The organism is Myxosarcina sp. GI1 (genome assembly GCF_000756305.1).
Classification (GTDB): domain Bacteria; phylum Cyanobacteriota; class Cyanobacteriia; order Cyanobacteriales; family Xenococcaceae; genus Myxosarcina.
The window spans coordinates 261,225-287,165 of sequence record NZ_JRFE01000017.1; the positions used below are offsets into that span (position 1 = coordinate 261,225).

At 40.2% G+C, this 25,941-nt stretch carries 25 protein-coding genes and 1 pseudogene; 16 read left to right on the plus strand and 10 right to left on the minus strand.

The annotated features are described in order from the left end of the window. Positions 1-57: 57 nt before the first annotated feature. The 3 genes from KV40_RS14045 to KV40_RS14055 form a co-directional block, all read right to left on the minus strand. Positions 58-780, minus strand: a complete 723-nt coding sequence (locus KV40_RS14045) for a hypothetical protein (RefSeq protein ID WP_036482511.1) — start codon at positions 778-780, stop codon at positions 58-60. A gap of 238 nt (positions 781-1,018) precedes the next feature. Beyond that, positions 1,019-3,436 carry an EAL domain-containing protein gene (locus KV40_RS14050; RefSeq protein WP_052055631.1) on the minus strand — a complete coding sequence of 806 codons (2,418 nt, stop codon included), beginning with the start codon at positions 3,434-3,436 and terminating at the stop codon, positions 1,019-1,021. 461 nt (positions 3,437-3,897) lie between these two features. Further along, positions 3,898-4,959, minus strand: a complete 1,062-nt coding sequence (locus KV40_RS14055; protein ID WP_036482514.1) for an Mrp/NBP35 family ATP-binding protein — start codon at positions 4,957-4,959, stop codon at positions 3,898-3,900. Between the two features lie 191 nt (positions 4,960-5,150). Here KV40_RS14055 and KV40_RS14060 point away from each other — a divergent pair, with 191 nt between their 5' ends. Together KV40_RS14060 and KV40_RS14065 are read left to right on the plus strand one after the other, a co-directional pair. Next, complete coding sequence (locus tag KV40_RS14060) at positions 5,151-5,564, plus strand: secondary thiamine-phosphate synthase enzyme YjbQ (RefSeq protein WP_036482517.1); 414 nt, start codon at positions 5,151-5,153, stop codon at positions 5,562-5,564. A gap of 96 nt (positions 5,565-5,660) precedes the next feature. After that, positions 5,661-6,389, plus strand: coding sequence for a Bax inhibitor-1 family protein (locus tag KV40_RS14065; protein ID WP_036482520.1), 729 nt, complete (start codon positions 5,661-5,663; stop codon positions 6,387-6,389). Positions 6,390-6,637: 248 nt separating this feature from the next. On the opposite strand, the gene dxr is transcribed toward KV40_RS14065, so the two are convergent. The 3 genes from dxr to KV40_RS14080 form a co-directional block, all read right to left on the minus strand. Then, positions 6,638-7,804 carry a 1-deoxy-D-xylulose-5-phosphate reductoisomerase gene (gene dxr / locus KV40_RS14070; RefSeq protein WP_036482521.1) on the minus strand — a complete coding sequence of 389 codons (1,167 nt, stop codon included), beginning with the start codon at positions 7,802-7,804 and terminating at the stop codon, positions 6,638-6,640. A gap of 598 nt (positions 7,805-8,402) precedes the next feature. Next, on the minus strand, positions 8,403-8,648 hold the full coding sequence (locus KV40_RS33385; protein ID WP_072013826.1) for a hypothetical protein: 246 nt from the start codon (positions 8,646-8,648) through the stop codon (positions 8,403-8,405). Between the two features lie 399 nt (positions 8,649-9,047). Next, positions 9,048-11,195, minus strand: a complete 2,148-nt coding sequence (locus tag KV40_RS14080; protein ID WP_052055633.1) for a hypothetical protein — start codon at positions 11,193-11,195, stop codon at positions 9,048-9,050. Positions 11,196-11,317: 122 nt separating this feature from the next. Here KV40_RS14080 and KV40_RS14085 point away from each other — a divergent pair, with 122 nt between their 5' ends. The 3 genes from KV40_RS14085 to KV40_RS14095 all read left to right on the plus strand — a co-directional run bounded on the left by KV40_RS14085 (position 11,318) and on the right by KV40_RS14095 (position 14,893). Then, the gene (locus KV40_RS14085; protein WP_036482526.1) at positions 11,318-12,697 is read left to right on the plus strand and encodes a proton extrusion protein PcxA; all 1,380 of its coding nucleotides are present in this window, start codon (positions 11,318-11,320) and stop codon (positions 12,695-12,697) included. Between the two features lie 327 nt (positions 12,698-13,024). Continuing rightward, on the plus strand, positions 13,025-13,594 hold the full coding sequence (locus KV40_RS14090; RefSeq protein WP_036482529.1) for a DUF3611 family protein: 570 nt from the start codon (positions 13,025-13,027) through the stop codon (positions 13,592-13,594). A gap of 120 nt (positions 13,595-13,714) precedes the next feature. Further along, on the plus strand, positions 13,715-14,893 hold the full coding sequence (locus KV40_RS14095) for a trypsin-like peptidase domain-containing protein (protein ID WP_156114037.1): 1,179 nt from the start codon (positions 13,715-13,717) through the stop codon (positions 14,891-14,893). Positions 14,894-14,910: 17 nt separating this feature from the next. On the opposite strand, the pseudogene KV40_RS37310 reads toward KV40_RS14095, so the two are convergent. Further along, positions 14,911-15,069 (minus strand): annotated as a pseudogene (locus tag KV40_RS37310) (hypothetical protein); the annotation flags it as partial. A gap of 203 nt (positions 15,070-15,272) precedes the next feature. Next, the gene (locus KV40_RS14100; RefSeq protein ID WP_036482534.1) at positions 15,273-16,373 is read right to left on the minus strand and encodes a peptidase M42; all 1,101 of its coding nucleotides are present in this window, start codon (positions 16,371-16,373) and stop codon (positions 15,273-15,275) included. 265 nt (positions 16,374-16,638) lie between these two features. Here KV40_RS14100 and KV40_RS14105 point away from each other — a divergent pair, with 265 nt between their 5' ends. From KV40_RS14105 to KV40_RS14140, 8 genes are all read left to right on the plus strand, one after another. After that, positions 16,639-17,373, plus strand: coding sequence for a dienelactone hydrolase family protein (locus KV40_RS14105; RefSeq protein ID WP_036482535.1), 735 nt, complete (start codon positions 16,639-16,641; stop codon positions 17,371-17,373). Between the two features lie 56 nt (positions 17,374-17,429). Further along, complete coding sequence (locus tag KV40_RS14110) at positions 17,430-18,338, plus strand: S1 RNA-binding domain-containing protein (RefSeq protein WP_036482536.1); 909 nt, start codon at positions 17,430-17,432, stop codon at positions 18,336-18,338. A 165-nt stretch (positions 18,339-18,503) separates the two neighbouring features. After that, positions 18,504-18,806 carry an urease subunit gamma gene (gene ureA / locus KV40_RS14115; RefSeq protein ID WP_036482538.1) on the plus strand — a complete coding sequence of 101 codons (303 nt, stop codon included), beginning with the start codon at positions 18,504-18,506 and terminating at the stop codon, positions 18,804-18,806. A gap of 98 nt (positions 18,807-18,904) precedes the next feature. Further along, positions 18,905-19,213, plus strand: coding sequence for an urease subunit beta (gene ureB / locus KV40_RS14120; protein WP_036482540.1), 309 nt, complete (start codon positions 18,905-18,907; stop codon positions 19,211-19,213). Between the two features lie 123 nt (positions 19,214-19,336). Beyond that, a complete protein-coding gene (locus KV40_RS14125; protein WP_036482543.1) occupies positions 19,337-19,522 on the plus strand; it encodes a PCP reductase family protein in 186 nt (61 codons plus the stop codon). 170 nt (positions 19,523-19,692) lie between these two features. Then, positions 19,693-20,937, plus strand: a complete 1,245-nt coding sequence (locus KV40_RS14130; protein ID WP_036482545.1) for an FAD-dependent hydroxylase — start codon at positions 19,693-19,695, stop codon at positions 20,935-20,937. A 131-nt stretch (positions 20,938-21,068) separates the two neighbouring features. Then, entirely contained in the window at positions 21,069-22,388 is a 1,320-nt protein-coding gene (locus KV40_RS14135; RefSeq protein ID WP_036482549.1) for a dihydrolipoamide acetyltransferase family protein, read from the plus strand. A 198-nt stretch (positions 22,389-22,586) separates the two neighbouring features. Then, positions 22,587-22,994 (plus strand): hypothetical protein, encoded by a 408-nt coding sequence (locus tag KV40_RS14140; RefSeq protein ID WP_072013827.1) that lies wholly within the window; start codon positions 22,587-22,589, stop codon positions 22,992-22,994. A gap of 277 nt (positions 22,995-23,271) precedes the next feature. Here KV40_RS14140 and psb29 read toward each other — a convergent pair whose 3' ends face one another. Then, entirely contained in the window at positions 23,272-23,961 is a 690-nt protein-coding gene (gene psb29 / locus KV40_RS14145) for a photosystem II biogenesis protein Psp29 (RefSeq protein ID WP_036482552.1), read from the minus strand. Between the two features lie 206 nt (positions 23,962-24,167). Between psb29 and KV40_RS14150 the strand changes: the two genes are divergently transcribed. Then, complete coding sequence (locus KV40_RS14150) at positions 24,168-24,458, plus strand: hypothetical protein (protein ID WP_036482556.1); 291 nt, start codon at positions 24,168-24,170, stop codon at positions 24,456-24,458. Here the strand turns inward: KV40_RS14150 and KV40_RS14155 are convergent. After that, complete coding sequence (locus KV40_RS14155; protein ID WP_036482559.1) at positions 24,455-25,039, minus strand: phycobiliprotein lyase; 585 nt, start codon at positions 25,037-25,039, stop codon at positions 24,455-24,457. The two genes, KV40_RS14150 and KV40_RS14155, sit on opposite strands and share 4 nt — an antisense overlap. Before the next feature lie 75 nt (positions 25,040-25,114). On the opposite strand from KV40_RS14155, the gene KV40_RS14160 reads away from it, so the two are divergent. Then, positions 25,115-25,462, plus strand: coding sequence for a translation initiation factor (locus KV40_RS14160; RefSeq protein WP_036482562.1), 348 nt, complete (start codon positions 25,115-25,117; stop codon positions 25,460-25,462). Positions 25,463-25,491: 29 nt separating this feature from the next. Further along, entirely contained in the window at positions 25,492-25,644 is a 153-nt protein-coding gene (locus KV40_RS34910) for a hypothetical protein (protein WP_156114038.1), read from the plus strand. The last annotated feature ends 297 nt before the right edge of the window (positions 25,645-25,941 follow it).

The following is a 25,941-nucleotide window of genomic DNA, read 5'->3' on the forward strand; positions in this document are numbered from 1 at the left end:
AAAGTAAATTTTGTTTTCTTTTTTCTTCCTTCTCGCGTAGCGAGTTAAAACTAGCTCTTACTCAAATGGATAAATTTTCGCTTCGATTCCTTCTTGTCGTAGTTTGAGAATAAAATTATTAGCAGGCTCTCGCTCTACAAAAGCCCCTAAATAAACAAACATTCCTTCGGGTAGATGAACTAGTGAAATATTGGTAAGCTTTTCGCGTACGAATTCTAATGAGCGATCGCCAGCATATTCGGTAAGCACATAATGATAGCGATCGCTTCGAGCTAAAAAAGTATTGTTATTAAAAGGAACAAATGCAGGAGGAATTAGAGACTGCGGTACTAGTTCCGATTCTTCATTTGCCTGTGGTTTTTCGGCAGAGGGTAGATTGCTCAAAGTGCTTAAATCTAAGGGCATAAATTCGTTAGCTGTTAGATCCCGATGACCGATGGTAGGACGTTGAGTTTTTACAGGTGCGGCAGCTTGTTGAGCGTTACGCATTTTTATCGTTCCTATAGCTATAGCATTAGTCAAAAGCACAATAGCGATCGCACCAAGACTCCAGACATTAAAAATTCGGTTTTGCCACTTTAACTGAGATGATATTAAAGTATCGGTAGTTGCAGTTTCTAATCCATCTGTTATTGGTGTTGTTATTTCGCGTCGGCGATCGATTTTGCCTTTAAAAGGACGAAAAATATTAATTTCCCCTGTAGCAAATGGCTTATGAACTATTTTGTCGCTATTATGAGAATTGTAATTAGAAGCTGAAGTATTACTTGAAGGTGACATAGTTAAAAATTTATCTTGAAGTTATGTCCTGCTATACTTACTATCGACCGCCCAGTCTAACAGTCTTTCAGTTTGATTGGTAGTTATTTTAAATTTTTTACTACCGCGTTAACTATTAACCATTGCCTGTCTTATATAGCTCTACGAAAAAACATTAGGACATTTTTTATTTATTTCATCTATATCTCTCTCCTGACTCCCAAAATCTTATTTTGTGTCTTAACCTTAAAACGCACTACTATAACATCAATAAATCTATCGATTGCGGTCTAGAAATTCCATAACCTTGAGCATAATCTATACCAATAGCTTCTAGTTTCGTGAGAATGAGGCTATCTTCAACAAATTCGACGATAGTTTTAATTCCCATAGCATGACCGATCCGATTAAAGCTTTCGATCATTACGTAATTGACACGATCGCGATCGAGATTTTTTATAAAGCTACCATCAATTTTGAGATAGTCTACAGGTAAATTTTTTAAATAATACAAAGAACTCATTCCTCTACCGAAATCATCTAAAGCAAAACAACAACCTATTGTTTTAAGTTCGTTAATAAACTGCGTAGCTTTGGCTAAATTAGCGATCGCGCTAGTTTCGGTAATTTCAAAACAGATTTGTGGTGAAAATCGCGAGCGACTAAATTCATCTTTAATGAAGTTAAGAAATTGAGGATTATTAATGCTGACACCAGAAATATTAATGGTAAAAATAGTTTGAGAAAGCTTTTTAGTTTTAGATAAATGTTGCTCGCAGTAGTTATCGTAGTAGGCAAAAAAAGTACTAATTACCCAGCAGTCTATTGTAATCATCAATCCATAACGTTCTGCAGCAGGAATAAAAGCCATTGGCGGGATGAGCCGCTCCGCTTCATCTTGCAACCGCAACAAAATTTCGTAATATTCTATTTTCGATGACTTTTCTACGGGTACTATTTTTTGACAGTAAAGGCAAAAACGATCTTCTGCTATCGCCTGCTTGATTCTAGAAATCCACCGTCTCTCTCCGCGCTGCTTGGCTAAATTATTGTCGTCAAGCCGATAAATTTTCACACAGTTACGACCATCTTCTTTAGCGGCATAACAAGCTGCATCAGCAGCACTAAAAATAGCTGCCAAATCGGTAGTATATTCGTCAATTATTACCAGACCGATACTAACGCCAATATTAAAACTTTTACCTTGCCAGATAAAACGAAAATTGCGAATTATTTGTTTGAGGGTATTAGCTGTTTCTTCCGCTTGCAATAAAGAACATTGATAGAGCAATAACCCAAATTCATCACCTCCCAGACGAGCAAGGGTATCTGTAGCACGAACTCGTTGTTGCAGTATAGTTGCTATTTGACGCAGTAATTCATCTCCAGCTAAATGACCGCAGGTATCGTTAACTATTTTGAATTGGTCTAAGTCCATGTAGCAAAAAACATGGTGTTCTCGCTCCTGTTTGGCTGTATTAATTGCTGTTTGTAAGCGACGCTCGAATTCCTGACGATTAAATAGCTTAGTCAAATAATCGTGTGTAGCCTGCCAAGATAGTTGGCGATTGAGCTTACGAGTAGAAGTAACGTCTTTAAAAACCAAAACTAAACCCATAATCTTGTCATTTTTAGCTTTAATTGGAGAAATTGAGCTATCAACGGCATATTCTGTAGTTCCCTGTGAGACAAAAACAGTGCTAGGTGCTAAATGTATTGTTCGATCTTCTCGTAAAACTCTAGCTACTGGATCGATTATTGGTTGGCGAGTTTCTTCATCAACAAAGGTTAAAACTTCAGTTAAAAATTTTCCTTTGACCTCATGGCTTTTCAAACCCGATAGTTTTTCTGCTGTAGAATTAAAATATTTAATTTTACCTTTGATATTAGTAGCGACAATAGCATCACTAATACTATTCAAAGTCAGGTGAGCGAATTCTTTTTCAGCGTATAGAGCTAGCTCACTCTGCTTGCGCTCGGTAATATCGTTTTCCGTGACTAGAATTAACTTTTTTTGAGTAACGAACGAATTTATCGGTTCTATTCTCAGTTCGTGCCAACGAATATTCTTGAGGGTATATACTTCTGTTTCGGTATTAAAAGTTTCTCCTCGCTCTAAATATGCTATGGCACGCTCGGCAATACCAGGATTGACAAATTTTCCTTTGAAAAAATCAATATTTGGCTCTGAAAATGCACGATTGTTGCCATAACAAAGTCTTGCTGCCGAATTCTGCATCACTACAGAACCGTCAAAGTTATACACGGAAATTATAGATGTAGTTTGATTCAAGACTTCAATTTGTTTTTTTGTTTCTAAATCGAGATTACCTTCTACTAAAATTGCCAACTTGTCAGTACTTATATTGACGAAAGAACAAGTAAGCCAAAGTGAGACGCTACTATCGCGGTCGCTAAACGTCCAAGTTTTGTCTATAGTTTTATGAGAAAATTGCTGCCAATAGTTTTGTAAATCTAACCCAGTTTCCGCTTCAAAATTATTCGCTTCGCGAGCTATAAATTGTTCTAAGCTAAAGATATTGCCAAAATTTTTACCAGCTTGGTTAGCCCACCATACTTTTCGTTCCTCAAGCTTGAAAATCCAAATAGGTTTACTCAATAACTCAAAAGCATTTAGCTGCGACTGCGAAATAATTCGACGACTAGAGAAATTCATTTGCAGAAGTATTGTTGTAACAATTTAATTCTGATTATCGTAGCAACTATATGTTACTTGAAATTGAAAGTTTCAGGCTGCAAACATAATTTGTATTGAGTGATTATATTAAGATTTTGACAAAATATTCTGTTTAGTCTGTGTTTGATTTAGGGTTGCAGGTTATTTAAATAATATTAATGTATTGATGTTTTGTAGCTAGAGCGATCGCTTTTTTTTAGCTTATAAAATTTATATGGCGATCGCTTGCTGTATCTATTATCAAAAAAACTGGTATTAGAAATAGTTTAAAGCATAGTTTTACTTAGGCAATAGATAACACTAGGCTTGAGTGAAAATAGGCAACCTTCTATTTTTAGAGATAAGCTATTTTGGCAATGTAAAACTATTACCTACTTTCTATAAACTTTTGCTTTAAACAAGCTTTTTATTTATTTTAATAACCAAGTTATCGACTGTAATTATGCAAACGCTGCAATAGAAACTTTAGCCGCAATCTGTTCGGCAACAGCCATTATAGCTTTAGCAGAAGCCGACTCTGGTTCGGCAATGACTATAGGAATGCCTTTGTCGCCTCCTTCTCTCAAGCCAATTTCCAGGGGTATGCAACCGAGTAAAGGTACGTCCAGTTCTTGAGAAGTTCTTTCGCCTCCTCCCGAACCAAACAAATCGTAACTTTTCTCTGGCATATCAGGAGGAATAAAATAGCTCATATTTTCGACAATACCCAGCACTTTTACTCCTAACTGTTGAAACATTTTTAAACCCCGACGAGCATCTAATAAAGACACGGTTTGCGGCGTAGTGACGATTATCGCCCCTGCCATCGGTACGGCTTGAGTCATGGTTAGCTGTGCGTCTCCCGTACCTGGAGGCATATCGACAATCAAATAATCTAATTCTCCCCACTCTACCTGATAGAGAAACTGACGAATAATGCCGTTCAACATCGGTCCGCGCCAAATTACAGGCTGATCGGGGTCGATTAAAAACGCCATCGATACTAGTTTGACCCCATAGTTAAAAGCAGGCTCTAACACTTCTCCATTACTGCCCTGTCTGACGACAATTTGAGCCTGAGACAGTCCTAACATATTAGGGGCATTGGGACCGTAAATATCGGCATCTAACAAACCGACTTTGGCACCCTTATTAGCCAAAGCAACAGCTACATTAACCGCTACCGAACTTTTGCCGACTCCTCCCTTACCGCTAGAAATGGCAATAATGTTTTTAACTCCCTCTACAGAAGTACGATCTGGTAAAGACTTTTGCTGTGGGGTTTCGGCTGTTACCTCTATTTCTACTGTTTCTACTCCTGGTAGCTGTTTGACAGCTTTTTGACAATCTTCAACGATAAATTCTCTTAAAGGACAAGCAGGGGTAGTTAAAACTAGGGTAAAGCTAACTTTGTCGCCTTCTACCTTGACGTTGCGAATCATGTTTAGCTCTACCAAACTTTTTTGGAGTTCGGGGTCTTGTACGGGGCGTAAAACTTCTAAAATTGAGTTAGTATCGAGCATTTGATTTTAAATGTTTCCTTTACTGCTAGCGATCGCCGATCGCTGAGATAAATTTAAGTATTTTTACGGGCGACACGAGCCCCCGAATTCGATTCGGGGTCGCGCCCTTACTTTATATCTTTATTATCAGTGTAAAAGGATAATACTAACTCGATTAATTAATAATTGCGATCGCAGGAGGTGCAATTACGATTTTTCAAGAACAAATAACCATTCAAACTCAACCCGACGGAGATATGCACGATCTTACGACTTTCGTAGATAAAATCGTCAAACAATCGGGCATCAAGACAGGAATCGCTCATGTATTTAATATAGGCAGCACTGGTGTAATTGGCGCGATCGAGTTTGAACCTGGATTGCAGCAAGATTTACCAGCTATCTTAAATAAGCTCATGCCTCCTAGTCGAGATTACGGACACGAACAAACCTGGCACGATGGCAATGGGCATTCTCATTTACAGGCTACCACTTTAGGACCTTCGCTGACGGTTCCCGTATCTCAAGGAAAATTAAAGCTAGGCACCTGGCAGCAAATTTTTCACTTAGAATGCGACATCAAACCTAGACAGCGACAGATTATGGTTACGATTTATGGCGAGTAATTAGGTTTACAAATTCGGTAATTACCATAAACCCTAAAGCGATCGGTTGAGTTACGATCGATAGTAAATATTGAAAAAATTTCAGTAAAAAATTTCATGAGTAATACCAGTAACTTTAGAAAAGCCATGAGAGAGGCTCAAGGACAGTCGATAGTCGGTCCTGAAGTTATCTCCAATGCTCTGCCTTATCTAGGAGGCGGATTGATTTTAACCGCTGTTGGTACTTATGGCGGTTTGGGCGTACTTGGTTCTCGTCCCGAAATCTTTATGCCCACTTTTTGGGTAGCTTTAATTGCCGAATTCGCTTTATTCTTTGTCGCTCGCGGCATTGCGGAAAAAGGTAACAATAGCACTGCACTACCTTTATTAGCTCTTTACAGCCTGCTTTCGGGCTATACCCTCAGCGGTATCGTAGCTTTGGCTCTCAGTACTAGCGGTGTAGGAATCCAGGGTGTCGGTATCGCCGCTTTAGGCTGTGGTGTGACCTTTATTGCAGGGCGTAATATTGGCTCAAATCTTTCCGACGAAGACGGTATGGCACTAGCGCAAACCGTTCGCCTGGGAATTATCGCTCTACTCGTCGTACTTGTCGGACAATTACTATTTTCTGTATTTGGCGTTTATACTCCTAGCTGGCTAGAAGTTGCTATATCTGGTATCGGAGTTGCATTATTTGCAGGTTCGGCAGTAGTTGATTTTTATATCTTGCCCCGTACCTACAAGAACGAACAGTATTTACCAGCAGCACTCTCGATGTATTTAACTTACATCAACCTCTTTGTATTCATTTTAAGGTTGCTGATTGCTATCAATGGTCGTGACTAGTTTTTGAGATATCGAACGAAAACTATGAAAACTAAATAAATAGTTTAATTATTCCGATTCTGTGTACAGAATCGGTTTTTTTATTTAGGAAGACCGCTAAATAAATAGGTAGTGCGATCGCGTTGGTAATAATGAATTACAAAATGTAAGCGATCGCGTCTTTTATCTTATTTCAATCTAAAAGTCCTTGAAGTAAATTGGGTGATTGTGCCAAAGGCGATCGCATCTTTTCAACCTTTATCAGATAATTAAACTTCTTGCTTAATTTCTTTTACCTGCTGTCTTGCCCATTTATCCGCCTCAATAATATCTGAGAGATTAGGACTAGCAGTATTGTGTCTGGTAAAGCGATCGCAAACGGTTTCGATAATTCGGGGAATATCTAAAAACTCGATCTGTTCGTCTAAAAATAATTCTACTGCTTGTTCGTTAGCGGCATTTAATACGGCTGGCATCAAACCACCTTCTCTACCCGCAGCATAAGCTAACTGCATACAGGGATATTTTTTATGGTCGGGTTCGCGGAAAGTTAAATCTCCTGCCGATACCAAATCGAACTGTTTCCAGTCAGTATAGATGCGTTCGGGATAGGAAAGAGCGTAGAGGAGGGGTAAACGCATATCGGGCCAACCCAACTGAGCTAAAACTGAGGTATCCTGAACTTCAATTAAAGAATGAATAATGCTTTGGGGATGAATGACAATATCGATGCGATCGTAATCCATATCAAATAGATAGTGCGCCTCGATTACTTCTAATCCCTTATTCATCAGTGTTGCCGAATCGATAGTAATTTTTTTACCCATCGACCAGTTAGGATGTTTGAGGGCATCCTTAACCGTAACTGAAGCTAATTTCTCTACGGAAAGATCGCGAAAAGCACCGCCAGAGGCAGTAAGAATAATGCGGCGCAAACCGCCTTCTGGCACTCCTTGAAGACACTGAAAAATTGCCGAATGTTCGGAGTCTGCTGGCAGTAGTTTAACCCCGTGTTTTTCGACTAGAGGTAAAACCACAGGCGCACCAGCAATTAAGGTTTCTTTATTGGCTAAAGCAATATCTTTACCTGCTTTTATTGCCGCCACAGTAGGCAACAAACCAGCACAACCCACAATTCCTGTAACTACGCTTTCAGCATCTCCGTAGCTGGCAACTTCTGCCACTCCCCCTTCTCCTGCCAAAATTATTGGTTGGTGGGAGTGCGAAGCGATCGCCTGGTGTAATTCTGCTAATTTGTTTTCGTTACAAATCGCCACAATTTCGGGGTTAAAAGTGCGAATTTGCTCGGCTAATAATTCGATGTTGTTACCAGTTGCCAATCCTACTACGCGGAATTTATCGGGATTCTGAGACACGATATCTAAAGTCTGCGTACCGATAGAACCAGTCGAGCCAAGAACAGTAATTGCTTTCACGATCTTTTTTTTGAATTAGGTAGCCTTTTCCACTATAGATTCTTAGGTGCTACCGAGTTAAGCTTTTTGCTAATTTTTATGGCAGGCGAGCGCTAATAACTTAGTACTGAGGCAAACACTTGAAGACGAATTTCAGGCTGCGGCTTTAAAGATTGTCTCAGTTTGTGGTGCAACCATTTCTTGTGTCTTGCGATCGCTATATGGGATTAAACTCTCTACTTTCAACTATACCTTTACTTCTCGATCGACAAATAAATTATGTATAGCAAAGGTCAAAAATCTGTTTGACTAAAGAAGTCATTCATTTAAAAAAGCCATTGTATCTTCATAAAAAGGCAATCCTTTACCTCGACTCTCAGCAGCAGTTGCTACAATTCTCAAAGTTTCAATTAAAGAACTTTTGGCAGCCTCAAGAACCAAGTCTACAAGCTGACTGAGATTATCTCAATTTTGCTGTCCGTAAAAAATAGCATTTATATAATCGTTGCGCTTGGCATTTGAGATAATCGCAATTGGATAACCCGCACGCATCAAAAGCAGATTCATCAGTAGTCTTGCAGCTGGCTGATGGACACATATCAATCAAAGCCTGACGTTATTAGGCACAATGAAGAGAGCGTACACGAGAAAATAATAATTGCTCATAATAATCGGCTTCAGCTCGGCGACTGGCAAAACAACGTTCAGGATCGAGGTAGGGCAAAGGCAATAATTGAAGCAACTCCCTGCCTTTATGAATTGAGCCTCTCAACCATCGCAAGCCTATTTTTAGATAACTCAACCCTCTCGAATAATGAAGATCGACTTGTTGTCTCAATCCAGATAGCTGAACTGTTGTTCCCATAATCGTGCTGTAAAGAATAGCGACCGCTACGACTAAATACAAACGATTCGGCGTTGGTGAGTCAGCCCGTTCTGTAGGTTGGGTTGAGGAACGAAACCCAGCGTTCTTAAAGTAAGTAATAATTTAATTACCGCGATCGCCATAAAAAACACCCTTCACATTTTGACTCGATCGCGAGTTTAACAAGGTTAATTTTCACTGTTTGCTCCATTGTTGGGTTTCACTATCGTTCTTCTTACGAAAGTTGCTCATGGGGGGAACCTCGCAGGAGCTATCGCTCCAAGTCGCGCCTGCGACGCTTGCGGCTTTGCCGCTGCACCGCACTTTCGCGCTCCCCAACCTACATCTATCTAGCGAGCGATCGCTACCCATCTCTACCCAACCTGCTTACCCTATATCTTACACGTACGGATAAGGCACTGCCTTATCCCTTCCTGCTTCTTCGGCAAACGGCTTGGCTGAATGCACCAACGGCAATAACGCGCCCATTTGCTCCGTACCGTTGACACCGAGATCGCTGTGACACAAGAAAACTTTCTCTTGAGCGCGTCCTAAAACATCCCTAATAATACGCTGCAAACGCTGCTTGTCTAGTTCGTAATCATCTTCGGGCATCCAGGTACGTCCCGACCAGTTTTTGAGAAATAAAGGTGCGCCAAATAGGGTTGCTGCCCCTCCCTGCTGCCATAAAGGCGAACCTGTATCCAGCCAGAATTGCCAGCGATGGATGGTACGCAAAGAACGATATTGAAAGACTGTAGCTAGAGTAACTGCGCCTGTTTGGGTTTGAAATTGCCCTACTGGACGGGGGTTGGCGGTAATCGTACCCCGTCGCAGTAGCTGAATAAATTGAGCGACGGTAGCGGTTTGAGTTTGAAAACTCGGTTCGTTTTGGCGCAGTCTGCGGTCTACTTCCCAAAAATGTTGGGCGGTTTCAATGAGTTCCCGCAAAACTGCCAGGCGATCGCGCTGAAAATAACTGCCACCATCAAAGAAAGTTGCGATCGCGCGATCTAACAACACGGTGGGTACGATAAATGTTTGTCCTAACTGAATTTTTGTCCCTTCGATCCATTCGACAATTTTTTTATAAGCAGTAGTGGCTTGATGTCCCAAGCGATCCCAACGGGGGAAAGATTCGACGGTAGATAAATAAGGCTGTTGGAGATCGGCATGATAGCAATAGTCGGCAATTAGTCCCCCTCTTACGGGATCGATATCGGGAATTAGCAGTTCTCCTTGAGGTTTCTGGCTGAGAACCGTTAGCATTTCAGCGATCGCGTTACGGTCGATGGTACGTCCTAAATCTGGATAAATTAACGCTAATAAAGTTAGCAAGGCTCTTACTACGGGGGAACTAATCAACGGACGCTGTTCGTTTAGTGGCGCGACGGCAATTTTTTGAGCTTCTAAAGTTTGAATCAGCGTGTAGCGAGCAATTTCGTCTAAACCAGGGGCAATGATGGCAATTTCTTCGGATTTGACTAAATTTTGTTTGACGACGCGAATAATTATCTCTGCGGTTTGGTTGAGTAATTCTGCGCGAGAAATAGTTTCTAACGATTGAATTTTGTCTGGTAAATCAACCAGGTATGCTTCTTCGCTAACTAGTTCGACTGCAGTGGTAGCAAATTCTGTTGCCAGACTATTATTTAGTGGTGGTAGAGTTTCTATCTGGCAGCGAACGGCTAAACCTTTTAAGTAATCTGGATCGGCGTTTAGACCCAGGCGAATTTTACCATCGGGGTTGTAGGTAAATGTACCTTTAGCTCCTCGATCTAAGAGAAATTCAAACAAATCGCGGGCGATCGCGGGATAATCATCGGTATCGTCAGCAAAAATCGTTTGATAGCGTCGAGTCAAATGATATTGATATTGAGGATCGGGTAGTAAATAACGCCAATAAAGCTCGTAAATTAAACCATAGCTTAACAAACCACGCTCCAAACACCATGTACGCCAAATTTGAAGCAATTCACCCATCCGTTGCCATAAATGCGATTGTGCTTCTATGCTGGTTTCTCGCCCGAGATATCCTTCCTGTAAAATCAAGCTAATATCTTCGGCAGGTATGCCACTAGCCCCGGCTAACTGCAATAAATCCAAAGTTTGACGTACCAGGCGATATTCGCTGTCAAATTCGCACAAGGTTTCCCAATCTGGCTGTTCTCGCCACAGCTTAGTTGCCAGTTCCTGTTCGGTTTCGGGACGCAATCTTAGAGGAAATTGAGCTTTAAGCTGCAACCGCTCGAATAATAGCGGAAAAAACAGCATTACTTCGTCAGTGATAAAACCCAGGGGAGTTTTGCATAATACGGGATATGTACCTTCAACAGCAACAGACAGGCGGTCGTTTAACTCGCGGCGATTTTGATTGTTGGCGGCAAAAACTAACACCGTTGCAGACAAGTCATTAAGAGATGGGCGTTTCGCTTTACTGTGGCGAACGAGGGACTGTTTTCTGACCCAGTCGCGAAACTCAGCCACCAAACGTGAAGTCTTTCCCGTGCGCGTCGTTCCTGTAAACCAAAGAGATAAGCTCGACACAATTTAAGTTTTTGGTAATTTGTTACTATTCTTCCTTCTCTCTTAGTATCATAAAAGTTATTCTAAAGTTGGCTGTGTCCGAACGAGATCCAAAATTTATAATCGATCGTTCTTTATAGAAGATGAAATTTAACGATATTGTCAATTTAGGCAGAAACTGGCTATCTGCTACACCAGAAAGATCTCTCGATGCAGCCTATCGTGCCGCGATCAAAATTAAGGCAATTGAAGACGAGCATTTTAACGGTAGAGTTGTGTCGGCAGAGTCTGCTGATTATTCTGAAAGCGTGGTTAAGGTTTTTCAGGCTGATGTCAAAAACTATCTCAACACGATTAAAATGAGATTGGCGGAGTTTAGAAGCAGTCGTTCCTTAAGAATTTTTGCTGATAATCGACCTGAAAACTCTACTCAGATAGTTAGAGGTAGAGGTATTGTTGGCGATCGCGAAGCAACGGTTATTAATAAACTAAACTTTATCGATTCAGTCGTTTCTAGATATAATAAGCAAACTTCACCTACAACCAAAACGACTGCAAAAGCTCGGCGTTTGAGCGGTACTGCCAGAAACGGACGGTTTGCTGCTGAAGACGATTGGCAAAGCCAGCGCGCGAAGCGCGATCGCAAATTAATAATTGATGACGACAGCTTTGAAAGCAAGCGTTCCAATAAAGATACCAACATCGAAACTATTACCGACAAAACCAGCGTGCTGCCACGCTCTTTTATGCGAACTCTAAATCGCATCGGTAGAGAAATCGATCCTAAAGCAGATGATACAGAAGAAGAGGTAATTAAAAGATTTCGTCAGAGTCGCAATAAAACAGCAATTTCAATTAGATTTTTGCTGCTTTTGATTATTGTACCTTTAATGACTCATCAAATAACTAAAACTTTTATAATTACGCCAATTGTAAAAAACTACTTTGCCAGTCATCAAGAACAAACTTTATTTATCAACACCGATCTTGAAGAAGAAGCTTTTGTAGAATTACAGCGTTATCAAGAAAAGCTGGATTTTGAAAGTTTGATCGGCATAATTCCTCCTTTGTCGGACTCAGAAAAAGTTGAAAGAATTCATGTAAAAGCAGAAGAAATAGCTGCTGACTATCGCAATTCAGGCATTAACGCGATCGGTAATATTTTTGCAGATTTTTGTTCTTTACTAGCTTTTGGCGCAATTATTTATTTTTGTCAGCGAGAAATATTAGTTATTAAGTCTTTTATCGATGAAATTGCTTATGGTTTGAGTGATAGTGCTAAAGCTTTTTTAATAATTCTTTTGACAGATATGTTTGTGGGCTATCACTCTCCTCACGGATGGGAAGTTATTCTCGAAGGTATTTCTCGACATTTAGGTTTGCCAGAAAACCGTGACTTTAACTTTTTATTTATTGCTACTTTTCCCGTGATTTTAGATACGGTTTTGAAATATTGGATTTTCCGCTATCTCAATCGCATTTCGCCATCTTCAGTAGCTACCTACAAAAACATGAATGAATAATTTAAGTACTAGTCGTTAGTCACTATTCACTAGTCACTATGAAATAAAATAGAAAGTTTTTTTATCTGTTTTTATCTAATTGAAGGAAAGATGTATTCAGCAAAAACTGGCTATAAGTACTACTATGGCAAAAAACAATTCTTTATTTAGATAGAGAAAATAGCTAAAGTAATTTGATAATATAAGCAGCAAGATATTAATATAGCTTCGCTTAAATAATTGAAGTGTAGAATTTTAGGTGAAGACAATAAAAAAACACGCATCTTACTAAAATTGAGTAAGACTATTAATCATTGACTATTATATAGCTGAAATACTTTTTTTGAAATGCAAGATAATTTAAGATCTAGAACTTCAGTACCGAGTAAACAAGAATTTGCCAATCGCTTTCGTCTGTTGGCAAGAATCAGCTACTGGATACATCTATTTCTGGGTGCTGTATCGGGCATTATTTTACTATTGACAATTTTTAGCCGTAGTTTCAGCGAAACTAATAGTGCCGTTATTGGTTTGAGTTTATTTTTCTCCTTGTGCTCGATTGTTTGCGTGGGATTTAGAGTATATTGGGCATTACGCTATTCTCGTTTAGCCAAACGCTTGCAAAATCCTAATCCTAGCCTGCACCCCAAACGACAAGAGATAGTAAGAGTATTGCGTATAGGTCTGATAGTAAGCTTAGCAGGACTGTTATTGGCGTTTTTGGCTTCAGAAATCAGTACCGTTGCTACACTGGCTAAAGCAGTTGCCAAACCCCAATCAGTGGCTGTCTACGAACGGGAAAAAGTTGTCAGAACTCTAGATTTGCTATTGATTTTTGCTAATGTCAATATTTTGGGAGCGCATTTTTTCGGTAGCGTTAGCTCTTTTGTGATGTTTGACTGGATAACTAAAGAATAGCGATCGCGCTATTAAAATTTTACTACCTCCGTAAGATGAATCGGGGGTTATTTTTGTGTCAATTTAGCTAGGCAGACTTACCAATCACAGACATTGCGATCGCTCAAACTAACTATTTTGATGATGAAACTCGATTTTAAAAACCTAACTGTCAGACTAAAAAAATTAATAAAACAAGCGATTCTTTACTCGATCGCGTTCACATTCGCAGTTGGGTTGCTGGTTATCGAGCCATCGACAGTTGCGGCGGAAGTTATAGGTGATAGTAGTACGATTCCTACCCCCGTCGAACTGAATAATTTTGTTACTTCAGTGGTTAAAAATGTCGAACCTGCGGTAGTGCAGATTAACGTTTCCCGTAGCTTGGACGGCGTATTTTTACCATTTTTTGGCAGATCTCCTGGTAACAGAACCGCACCAACTTTACAAGGTGTAGGTTCTGGCTTTGTCATCGATACTGACGGTTTGATTGTAACTAACGCTCATGTAGTCGATCGCGCCGACAAAGTAACAGTTTCTTTTCAAGATGGACTTCTTCTCGACGGTAGGGTATTGGGCAAAGACCCCATTACTGACATTGCTGTAATTCAGGTAGAGTCGCCAGAATTCTTACCTGCTGTAACCATTGGCGACTCAGATTTGGTGCAGCAGGGAGAATGGGCGATCGCTATTGGCAATCCTTTAGGTTTACAAGAAACCGTAACGGTAGGGGTAATCAGCGCGACCAATCGTTTTAGTCGCGATATTGGCATTCCCGATAAAAGAATTGGTTTTTTACAAACCGATGCGGCGATCAATCCTGGTAATTCTGGAGGACCATTATTAAATGCCAACGGAGAAGTTATTGCCGTCAACAGTGCCATTATTGGTGGCGCACAAGGGTTGGGTTTTGCTATTCCTATCAACACCGCTCGTAGAATAGCCAGACAGATAATTGACTACGGCAAGGTCGAACATCCATACATCGGCATTGAAATGGTTTCTCTGACACCCGAAATTAAGCAGAGATTTAACCAGTCTTTTAATCGTCAGTTAGATATTACCAGCGATCGCGGTATTTTAATTATGACTGTTTCTGGGAATTCTCCAGCTTCTAAAGCAGGACTACAGGTAGGAGATATTATTAAAGCCGTAAACCAGCAAACGGTAACTAAAGCCGAGACTTTGCAAAGATTGTTGGATGAAAATGGCATCGATCGCAATTTACAGCTAGAAATTGAGCGGCAAAATGAAAGTATTGATATAACCGTCAAACCCGAACCTTTACCCGAAGCTCAAGGGCGATCGATGGCAGGATAGACCGTATCTAAATATCGTTAACTTTCACTAATTGACAGTAAGTTTAAGTAAATACTTAATTTTTGCTTAACTTCAATTAATAATTCTGGTTCTAAATTGCCCAAATATTTTTTCAGCCTTTCTTTATCAAATATTGCGGGTTCGATAGCTATAATTATGCTGTCTCTATCCAATCCATTTTGCTCGGTTGCAGTAACTTAAATTCTAGCACCTCCTTTTTTGGGTTGGTGCTAGAAGGAATAACAGTTACTTTACTCCGCTTGCTATCAAACTCAGAGTCGCTAATTATTAATCCCGATCTAGTTTTGCCTATCTCTATGAGTTGATTAACAGTTAAAAATCTTATCGAGCAAACGAATAAGAAAACTTCAATAAGATATCAGTCAATATACGTTTCTAATAACTCAATTACTCCAGCAATTGAAGAGAGGGAAGCAGTTTCATTGGGAGTGTGATAACCAGTAGTAGGGATTTGTAAGGTAGTCCCGTTAATCTGTCCTTCGGACGCGCTTACCAGTCTACCTAACTCAGTACGACCGAGAGAAAGGGGCTTGCTGCGTTCTTTGTTTTGAGCCTCGATATAGGCATCTTTAAAAGTATAGGTAATGCCCAAATTTTCGCACTTTTGCTGTATTTCCGATGTCAGTTCGTCCGCAAAAGCTCCATTAGCATCTTGACGACGCAGCACCACTTGCTGGATTTCTGCCGCTTCGCGAGTGGGATAGGGACTGGTATCTAGAACTAATAGACGTTGTGTGTTTAATTGCTGACGTTGAAACCAAGATAGAGCATACCGCCAGCTTTTGCCTGCTTCTTCTTGTGCTGTAAATAATGCCGTACCTGGAAAACCAGTTTTAAATAAATAAATTATTATCGCCGCACTGACTACATTGTCTAATTGAGCAGAAATACAGCCGTTTTCTATCTTCAGGCGATCGAGAAATGAGACTGGCGTACCAGGCTGCAAGAAATCCAAACCGTCTAACTCAAAAATTAAATTGTTTCTGGCAGGGCAAATATAAGTATGTTTGATGTATCCTTGACCTAAATAGGTTCCCGTATAGGGTAGATGCGCCTGTACTGGTTGTCCTTGAAAGCGATTTTCGATGGTACGCATCATCTGTTCGGAAACCGAGTCACCACTCAAATCGGCACGATTGCTGGCAACAAAGGCTGCATATTGAAATTCATTAGCACCCGTACACAATAAACCGTGGCGATCGATATGTGCAGAGAGAATTAAATCGTGAGGTTTGTCACCCTGAGCGACCAGAACCCCATGATAGTAACTAACATTTATGTTGAGTTCTTCTAATTCTCGACGAAGTACCCGAAAAAAAGAGTCTTCACTACCAACAACAGATGGTTCGCGAATTAATAGTTGCAGTATATCGAGAAAATCTTGGAGTCGGCTATAGTCTTCTAGGGCAGGTTGGTTTTGAGAACTATTTTGTTCGACGGTTAAGTTTAAAGCATTCATAAGTCCACTTAGAGCGCATCTCCAAGATTGGGTTGAAGTAATTTCGTATCGAGTTATTACCAAAGCGCGATCGCTTCTTTAGTGCCAACGCTTTGACACCAGCATGGTTATAAACGCTACTCCAAACTTATTTTGTTTGCAGTGCGGTTGGATACCAGATTGAATTTAAATTCTTAATTAACAATAAAAAAAGGGATCTTAGCTGAGTTCGGGACTACAATCGCTCTAAAATTTAGACAGCAAGAGGAAATATAAGATTAAATTAATGACTACCGCAATTTCTACTGAATCCGTCAAAATTAATAATGCAGATGTGGCTATCGATGCCTATTTAGCAAAGCCAGAAGCAGAAGGAACTTATCCTGGTATTGTGGTGATTCAAGAAATTTTTGGCGTAAACGACCATATTCGCGATATTACCGAAAGAATTGCCAAAGAAGGATATATTGCGATCGCGCCAGCAATTTATCAGCGACAAGCGCCAGGCTTTGAAACGGGTTACACTGACAAAGATATGGAAATTGGCAGAAAGTATAAAAACCAAACTAAAGCTACAGAGTTACTAAGCGATATTCAAGCCACCATAGATTATCTTTACACCTTGCCCAATATAAAATCTGGCAGAGTCGGTACGATCGGTTTTTGCTATGGTGGTCATGTGGTTTATCTAGCCGCAACTTTACCCGATGTGAGAGTTACTGCTTCTTTTTACGGCGCACAAATCGCTACCTGGTGTCCTGGAGAAGAACAACCTACTATAAGTCGAACTAAAAATATTACAGGAACTATTTATACTTTTTTTGGCACGGAAGATCCTTTAATTCCCAACGAACAAACCGAGCAAATCGAAGCCGAATTACAAGCCCAAAATATTGACCATAAAATATTTCGCTATAAAGGCGCAACTCACGGCTTTATGTGCGATCGCCGCGATAGTTATAATCCAGAAGCAGCAGAAGATGCTTGGGGAAAAGTGTTAGACTTATTTAGCCGAATTTAAGAATTCTCAACTCAAAGAATTTTTGAAATAAGCCAACATTGAATAACCTAACTAACATGAATTCCGATTCTACTTCTGCCAAATCCTCTCAATCTTTCTCTATGGAAGATTTTGCTAACGCCCTCGAACAATACGATTATGATTTTGCTAAGGGGCAAAAAATAAGAGGAACAGTAATTCAAATCGCTCCTGAAGGTGCTTATGTAGATATTGGCGGTAAATCTCCTGCTTTTGTTCCCGCTAGAGAAGCTGCTTTAGAAACAGTAGACAATTTAGCCGAGGTTTTACCTCTCAATGAAGAACGAGAATTTGTCATCATTAGAGAACAAAACTCCGATGGACAAGTTACTCTTTCTGTCCGTCAAATGGAGATTGACAAAGCCTGGGAGAGGGTAGCCGAAATTGCCGATAGCGGTAAATCTGCACAAATGAGGGTCACAGGAGTTAATAAAGGCGGAATTATGGGAGAAGTAGAAGGACTCAGAGGCTTTATTCCGCGATCGCACCTGCAACAACGAGATAATCTTGAATCTCTTGTAGGACAACTACTAACCGCTACTTTTTTAGAGGTCAATCCCGAACAGAGAAAGTTAGTCCTCTCACAACGAGATGCCATGCGCGCCGTGGCCATGACTAAAATTGGTGAAGGAGAATTAATAACGGGAAAAATTGTCAACATCAAACCTTATGGTGTATTTGTCGATATCGGCGGCGTAACGGGTTTGCTGCACATCCGCGAAGTAAGTAATACCCATATCGAAGCTCTAACTACCCTTTTCAAAGTCGGGCAGGAAATCAAAGTAGTCATCAAACAAATTGACGAATACAAAAATCGGATGTCTTTTTCTACCAGGGTTCTAGAAGAGTATCCAGGAGAAATAACCGAAAAATTAGAACAGGTAATGTCAACAGCAGAAGAAAGATGGGAAAAAGCGCGGCAACAATTAGAAACAGAATCTAATTAGATCTTGTTCGTTTATATAGGTGGAGTTTGGGGTTGGGCAAGAGGCAAGAGTTGATTCTCCACCTTAAAAACTATCGTTATCAAAATGGATGCGGTTTAAGTTTGTGGCGATGCTGCTTTATACTTTTACACAATAGTATTTTGCGATCGCCAATTCAATAAGCTGATGAAACTCTCACCTCAAGAACAAGATAAGCTGACTATTTTTACCGTTGCCTTACTAGCAGAAAGGCGCAAAGATAAGGGACTAAAACTAAACTACCCCGAAGCGACTGCCTATATTTCGGCAGCGATTTTAGAAGGTGCTAGAGAAGGTAAAACTGTAAGCGAATTGATGAGCTTTGGTAAAACTTTACTTTCTGCCGATGATGTAATGAAAGGTATCCCAGAAATGATTGCCGAAGTTCAGGTAGAAGCAACTTTTCCCGATGGTACTAAATTAGTGACGGTACACAATCCCATTCAGTGAACAATGAACAATTATCAGTTTTTTGTTTGAAATTATTAAAGCTTATAGCTACAAAAGGCAGCATCACAAACTTTAAAATATTCAACTCACGGTAACTTATGATTCCAGGTGAAATCTTTACTCCAGAAGGAGAAATCGAACTCAATGCAGGGAAAGAAACTAAAAAAATTCGAGTAGCAAGTACAGGCGATCGCCCAATTCAGGTAGGTTCGCATTTTCACTTTTATGAAGTCAATTCGGCTTTACAATTCGATCGCGAAGCTACTAAAGGAATGCGTCTCAATATTCCTGCTGGTACTGCGGTGCGTTTTGAACCAGGAGACGAAAAAGAAGTAGAGTTGGTGGCTTACGCTGGTAATCGAGAGGTTTACGGTTTTAATGGTTTGGTTGATGGAAAATTAGATTAATTTGGCATCATTTTGTTTTTTAGTTATAGCGATTTCTGATAGTTAATTTTGCCTAAGTGCGACAACTCTAAACGATCTTAAAGTTTAAGATTAAAGATATTTACTTTGGAATTAAGCACCATTATGAATAACTTCGATCTAATGGACGATCTGTATTGGACACCAGAAGCACGGGACAAACTCAAAAAAATTCCTTTCTTCGTTCGTTCTCAAGCACGCCAACGTATAGAAGAATTGGCTCGTAATGCGGAGTTAGAAGAAGTAACCTCGGCAATTGTCGAACAGGCTCGTTCGGAATTCGGACAGTAATATTACATTGAACAATTGCTCATTGTTAATTGCTTGAAAGTAATAAGTGTCACAATGTCAATACGTATCGCTATCAAGAGGAAAAAGAACTATAAAAGATCGGTGCGTCACGATAAAAGAAAATGTAAAAATGTAAATATATATATCATTTTCTTAAAATATTATTGCTAATGCTTCTCGAACAAATACAAAGCCGCCCTCAGAACCACAACTTCTTAGAATCCGATTTAGTTATTGTCGGTGGTGGAATTGTTGGAGCAACTTTGGCTTCAGCTTTAAAAGATTCTGGACTAAAAATAATTATTATTGAAGCCAAAACTCTAGCCTCAGCTGCAGCCAAACAACAGGCTTATGCTTTTTCGCTGCTTTCTAGCCGTATTTATCAAAAAATTGGCGTATGGGATGAAATTTTTCCCTATATAGGTAAATTTTCTCAAATCGATCTTTCAGACGGCGATCGCATTTCAGCAGTGAAATTTAATACTCAGGACCTAGATACAGAGCATTTGGGATACGTCGCGCAGCATAATATCGTCTTAACGGCTCTACAAAATTATCTCAACACAGATTGTCCTAACGTTAGCTGGCTATGTCCTGCTGAAGTTATTGATGTAGAAATTAATAACTCTGCTGCTACCGTAGAAGTCAAAATAGACGGAAAATCGCAGTTTATCAAAACCAACTTAGTTATCGGTGCTGACGGTGCGCGATCGCGTCTTCGCGCTTTAGCCAAGATTAAAACTCACGGTTGGAAATATTGGCAGTCTTGTGTGGCGTTTACGGTCAAACATACTGCACCACAGAATGACATCGCTTTTGAAAAATTTCACGCTACAGGACCAATGGGAATTTTACCCCTACCAGAAAATCACTGTCAGATTGTCTGGACTAATCCCCACGGCAGAGCCAAGGCTTTACAGCAGCTAGAAGCAACACAATTTTTAGCCGAACTACAACGACATACGGGTGGTGTTTTGGGTAACTTACAGCTAACAAGCGATCGCTTTTTGTTTCCCGTACAGTTGATGCAGTGCGATCGCTATATCGAACGGCGACTAGCTTTAGTCGGCGATGCGGCGCATTGCTGTCATCCCGTTGGCGGACAGGGTTTAAATTTGGGCATTAGAGATGCAGCTACCCTGGCGGAAATTCTTACGGTAGCCAGCCAACAAGGTAGAGATATAGGCGATCGCCAGGTACTAAAACGCTATCAAAACTGGCGTAAGTTAGAAAATCTAGCCGTTCTTGGCTTTACCGATCTATTAGACCGCATGTTTTCTAACAACTGGTTGCCTATAGTAATAATTCGTCGCAGTGGTTTGTGGTTGATGAACAATGTCAAACCGTTAAAAGTTTTTGCCCTGAAATTTATGACGGGACTAACGGGAAAAACTCCACAGTTAGCACAACGCTAACTGCCACGATTGGGTATCATTATATATCGAGATCTTTTAAGATAACTGGAAAAATTGTCGGTATATGAGACACATCGAACCAGTAACTAAGATCGTTAATTAGATAATTATTCAGGAAATAGACTGCTACCATGATTCACGATATTTTTATGCCCGCTCTTAGCTCTACAATGACCGAAGGTAAAATTGTCGAATGGGTAAAATCTCCTGGGGATAAGGTCGAAAAAGGAGAGACGGTGGTAGTGGTCGAGTCGGACAAAGCCGACATGGATGTCGAATCTTTTAATGAAGGTTATTTGGCAGCAATTTTAGTAGAAGCAGGAAATGAAGCACCCGTTGGTGACGCGATCGCTTTAATTGCCGAAACCGAAGCCGAAATTGAAACCGCCCAACAACAGGCTAAATCTTCTGGTACAACCAGCACCTCCAAATCAACCCCACAACCAGAAACTCCACCTGCTGCCGCAGCAGCCAGCACCCCTGCTCCAACTCCTGCGAGCAGTAGCAGTAATGGTAGTAGTAGTGGCAGACTCGTTGCCTCTCCTAGAGCGAGAAAACTTGCCAAAGAGCTTAAGGTAGATTTGAAAAGTTTAAAAGGTAGTGGTCCTTACGGACGCATCGTCGCTGACGACATCGAACAAGCCGCAGGTAAAACTACTTCTCAACCCCAACCAGAGGCTACTAGCTTTGCAGTACCTCAAAAACAAAGTCAAGTCACACCCACTCCAGCACCTACCACTGCGCCACAGCCCGCTCCTGTTCCCCAACGAGTCGCACCAGGAGAAACTGTACCGCTAAATACTCTACAAAAAGCAGTAGTGCAAAACATGACTGCTAGTCTGCAAGTACCGATTTTCCATGTCACCTATACGATCGTTACCGATGCTCTTGACGAATTGTATAAAAAAATCAAACCCAAAGGTGTAACCATGACGGCGTTGCTGGCTAAGGCAGTTGCCATGACTCTACAAAAGCATTCTATAGTTAATGCTGGCTATGGCGATAATGCCATTCGTTACAGTTCGGAAATTAATATCGCCGTTGCGGTAGCTATGCCCGATGGCGGCTTAATTACTCCCGTATTGCGTTGTGCAGATGAGGTAGATATTTATTCTCTGTCTCGCACCTGGAAAGATTTGGTAAACCGCGCTAGAGCCAAACAGTTACAGCCAGAAGAATACAATAGTGGAACTTTCACCTTATCTAACTTGGGGATGTTTGGTGTAGATAACTTTGATGCTATTTTACCTCCAGGACAAGGCTCGATTTTAGCTATTGGCGGCTCTCGTCCCCAACTTGTAGCCAATGAAGCAGGAATGTTTGGCGTACAAAGACAGATGAAAGTTAATATCACCTGCGATCATCGCATTATTTATGGCGCACAGGCTGCTGCTTTCTTGCAAGATTTAGCCAAGCTAATTGAAACTGACGCTCAATCTCTGACGCTTTAAAAAAGTTTTAAAGCTAGAAAAAAACAACTGCTGAGACATTCTTAAAAAATCGGGATATGTGGCGATCGCGCAAGTATCCCGATTTTTTTTCTTTCGTCGAATTCTATCTTTCTATGGAAGAGTAATTTACAGTCAAAAAAATAAACTAGAGCTAGAGCAAGCGTAATAAATTATCTGCTTTGAGACTCGAACAAGTTTATGAATTTTTTTCAAAAGCGATCGCGCTTCCGTGCTGTTATTAGTTTGTTGTTAGCTATAAGCGTATACATAGGGGTTTATTTGCTCTCTCGACCTCAAGCCTTAGCGCAAAGTAATACAAGTTTAAACTCAGAAATTAGCAGTTTGCGTACTAGAATCAATCGATTAGAAAGTCAGGTCGGTCGTTTGAGCCAGTCGCCGAGTAGTAATCTTCCCAGATCTAGTAACTCTAAACCTTATTCTAGTAATAGATCGGGTAATCCTCCGATAGTTAATGGAGAAGCAGTTGGACCGAGCGATCCTTTTTACGAACGCCTAGCTACATTATTAATCGAACTAAAAGAAGACGTGAGAAATATTGACGGACGATTATCGGCAGTAGAACAACAGGTATCGGAACATCAATAAACAAAGAGCAGAACTACAATGAAAAATTCTTTATTCAACAGCTAAACTAAACAGTTACACTTAACTACTTACTGTTCATTGTGAGAGCGTAATTCGGAGGTTTCCTCGCGGACACGGCAGCAAAGCTGCCAAGCGCGTCAAGCGCAACTTGCCCTCTTTAAGGGCTGTGTCCGCCGCCGTTGCGATCGCAACGGCGAAACGCGAAGCTCGTTTGCTGACCGCCCGAAATTGATAATTGCTCATTGATAAGGTGAGACTGGCTCACCTAGAAAAATAATTATTCAGTAGCTGTTTCTTTTGTTTGCTTTTCTTGTTCTCTTCTTTCTCTTTGTTTGCGTCCTGCTTGCAAAACATCTTCAATTACTTTGAGCAGCTGCTCCATTTTTTCAAGATTGCTGCGGTATAGCTCTAAATCTTTTTTGAGTTTTTCTGCGGGTAAATTAAGCTTCTCTGCTAGTGTATCTAAAGTTTCGTTGCGTTTTTTATCGTCTTTGATTAACTCTAAATCTGCTTCTTCTAGCAAAGTATACAGTCCAATTCCAAAAGGACGGCTGTATTTAAAATTTTGGTTTTTAGCAATTGCTTGAATTGGTTCGACAATGTTTTCTCCGCCTTCTTGGCTTTGAGGATTACCCAACCATTCGATTAATTCTTCTAAAGTTTTACCTTGAGCTAAAGATAACAAACTACCTGCCTGCTCTTTATATACTTCGGGATCGCCATCAGTAGATTTACAAAGAGCATTAAATATAGACTGTTTGTCTTTTTCTGGTTGATATCCCTGCATTAAACGCTCGAAAGAAGTGACAACTCCTAGATAATAAATAGGATCGGAGTTAAAATCAGCGTTGACTGAAAGCAGGTGCATTTCTACTAACAATTCTTCTATTACTCGGCGATAAACTGAGTTAATCGGTCGAGTGTGATGGTTATAAAAAGCTCTTTTACTATCTGAAACAGTTTTCATATTAGACTAATTTTTTAAGCTTACAATTTTGGGTGTAACATGGCGATCGCCATAGCAGGAATTAAATTTTGGCATTTTTTTTGACGATCCCCTATAGCTAACTTCTTAGTATATCTTTATATTATGCAATGATTTTGGTCGCTAAAATAGGAATCTTGGCAGATTATACAGATACTAATAATTGCTAGTGCAATGGAGTCAACAGGATGCAATCATCGATCGCGAAAAACAAAATTAAATATCGATTGGTAAATCCCGAACTACCTCTAGCAGTATATCGAGAAGTTGCGGCTCATTTGCGACAGGTGACAACCGTACAAACTGAATTGATTATTCGTCCTCTAAGTAGTGAAAACGAATTTGATTATAGTAAAAGTCAAATTGAAGCTTTATGGATCGAACATCCGCAATCTTTAAGCGATCGCCACAAACAGCAAATCGAGCAAATTTTAGACTATTATGCCCAACGCTATCGTCCTTGGCAAAGGCAAGCTTAGTTTAAACGCTCTTTATGTTTTTGCACCATTTGCTTTAAAACTTCACTAGATACACAGCGACGTTCGGAACAATAGCTTACTAAGCTAATACCATTAAGCATTTGGACAGTGCCAACGCGCACGCGAAAATCATCGGTAATAAACCAACAGCGTTCTTGTCCCTGGTTCTTATCGTAATCGGTATCGATTGTTAATACGCCATCTTTGCCAAACCAGTAGCGGCTAATTACAGGCAAACCTTCTACATAACCTTTGTCGCGAATCAATTTACCCGTCAGTCCTGTTTCGTCATCGGGAACATCAATTAATACCGCAGCATAATCGGGGTTGGGTTCGCGATCGTCCATGTTAGACTGCCAACTAAAGCTACTTCCTCCCTTCGCCAGACTCAAATCTAAACCATGTAGTTCGCAGGCTTCTTTAACTCTGGGGTCGTCGGGTTCTATTACAGTAACTATCAGGTTAGATTGCCCCGACTCGTCGGCAACTACGTCAAAGTGATGCACGCTTCTTTCGGTAAACCATTTACCCGCACTTTTGCGAAAGAAGTCCATCATGGTCATCGGCGGTTGAAAAACCATAAATAAATTTTTTACTCCCTTAATAGCATTTCTCAATGCTTGCTAATGTATAAAAAGAGTATTTTATAAGAAATAATGGCTGCTAAACCCAATTCTGGAAAAAATCGTATTGTTTATCAGGAATTTGGAACTCCCGATAATTCCTCGGCTATGGAAAGAGCAGTTCCCGATTTACCGCCAGAAAAACAAGATATTAGAATTCAGGCAACGCGATCGGGTCGTAAGGGCAAAACCGTTACGGTAATGACGGGATTTCAGCATAACACGAAAACTTTGAGCAAATTACTCAAAAAGCTAAAAAGCCAGTGCGGCTGTGGTGGTACGATAAAAGACGATACCTTAGAAATTCAAGGTGACCACAAACAAAAGTTATTAGAAACTCTGACAAAATTGGGTTACAAAGCCAAAATAAGTGGTGGATGATCTTAGGCTTTGAAAGAAGCGTTTAAAATATGTCAGAAATTAATATTTCTTTTAGTAATGGTGCGATCGCTTTGACGGCTATTGTAGAAGTAATAGGAGTAATAGTACTCGGTCGAATTTTTTGTGCAATAACTTGGTTGCGTTACAAAAACGCGACTCAGTCCGCTAAACTATCTTTATAAAAAAAACTATCCTATTAAATTTGTCCGCGATCGCCTCAGAAAGTACAAATTTGTAGTAGTTAAGTATAATGCTCAAGCTGAGATAGTTAGTGCAAGTTTCTATACATTTTTAGGCGATATAACTCATATTAAATATTCTAACAATAGAGTTTCTCAGTATAGTGGCTTACTTATTTCTAATATTTTTCTATTCATTTTTCCATTAATAGGGCTATTAATAACATTCGCTTGTAATTCATTTTCTGCCGAACGTATTAACAATTTGGAAAGTATACAGCAACTCCAAGAAATTGGAAT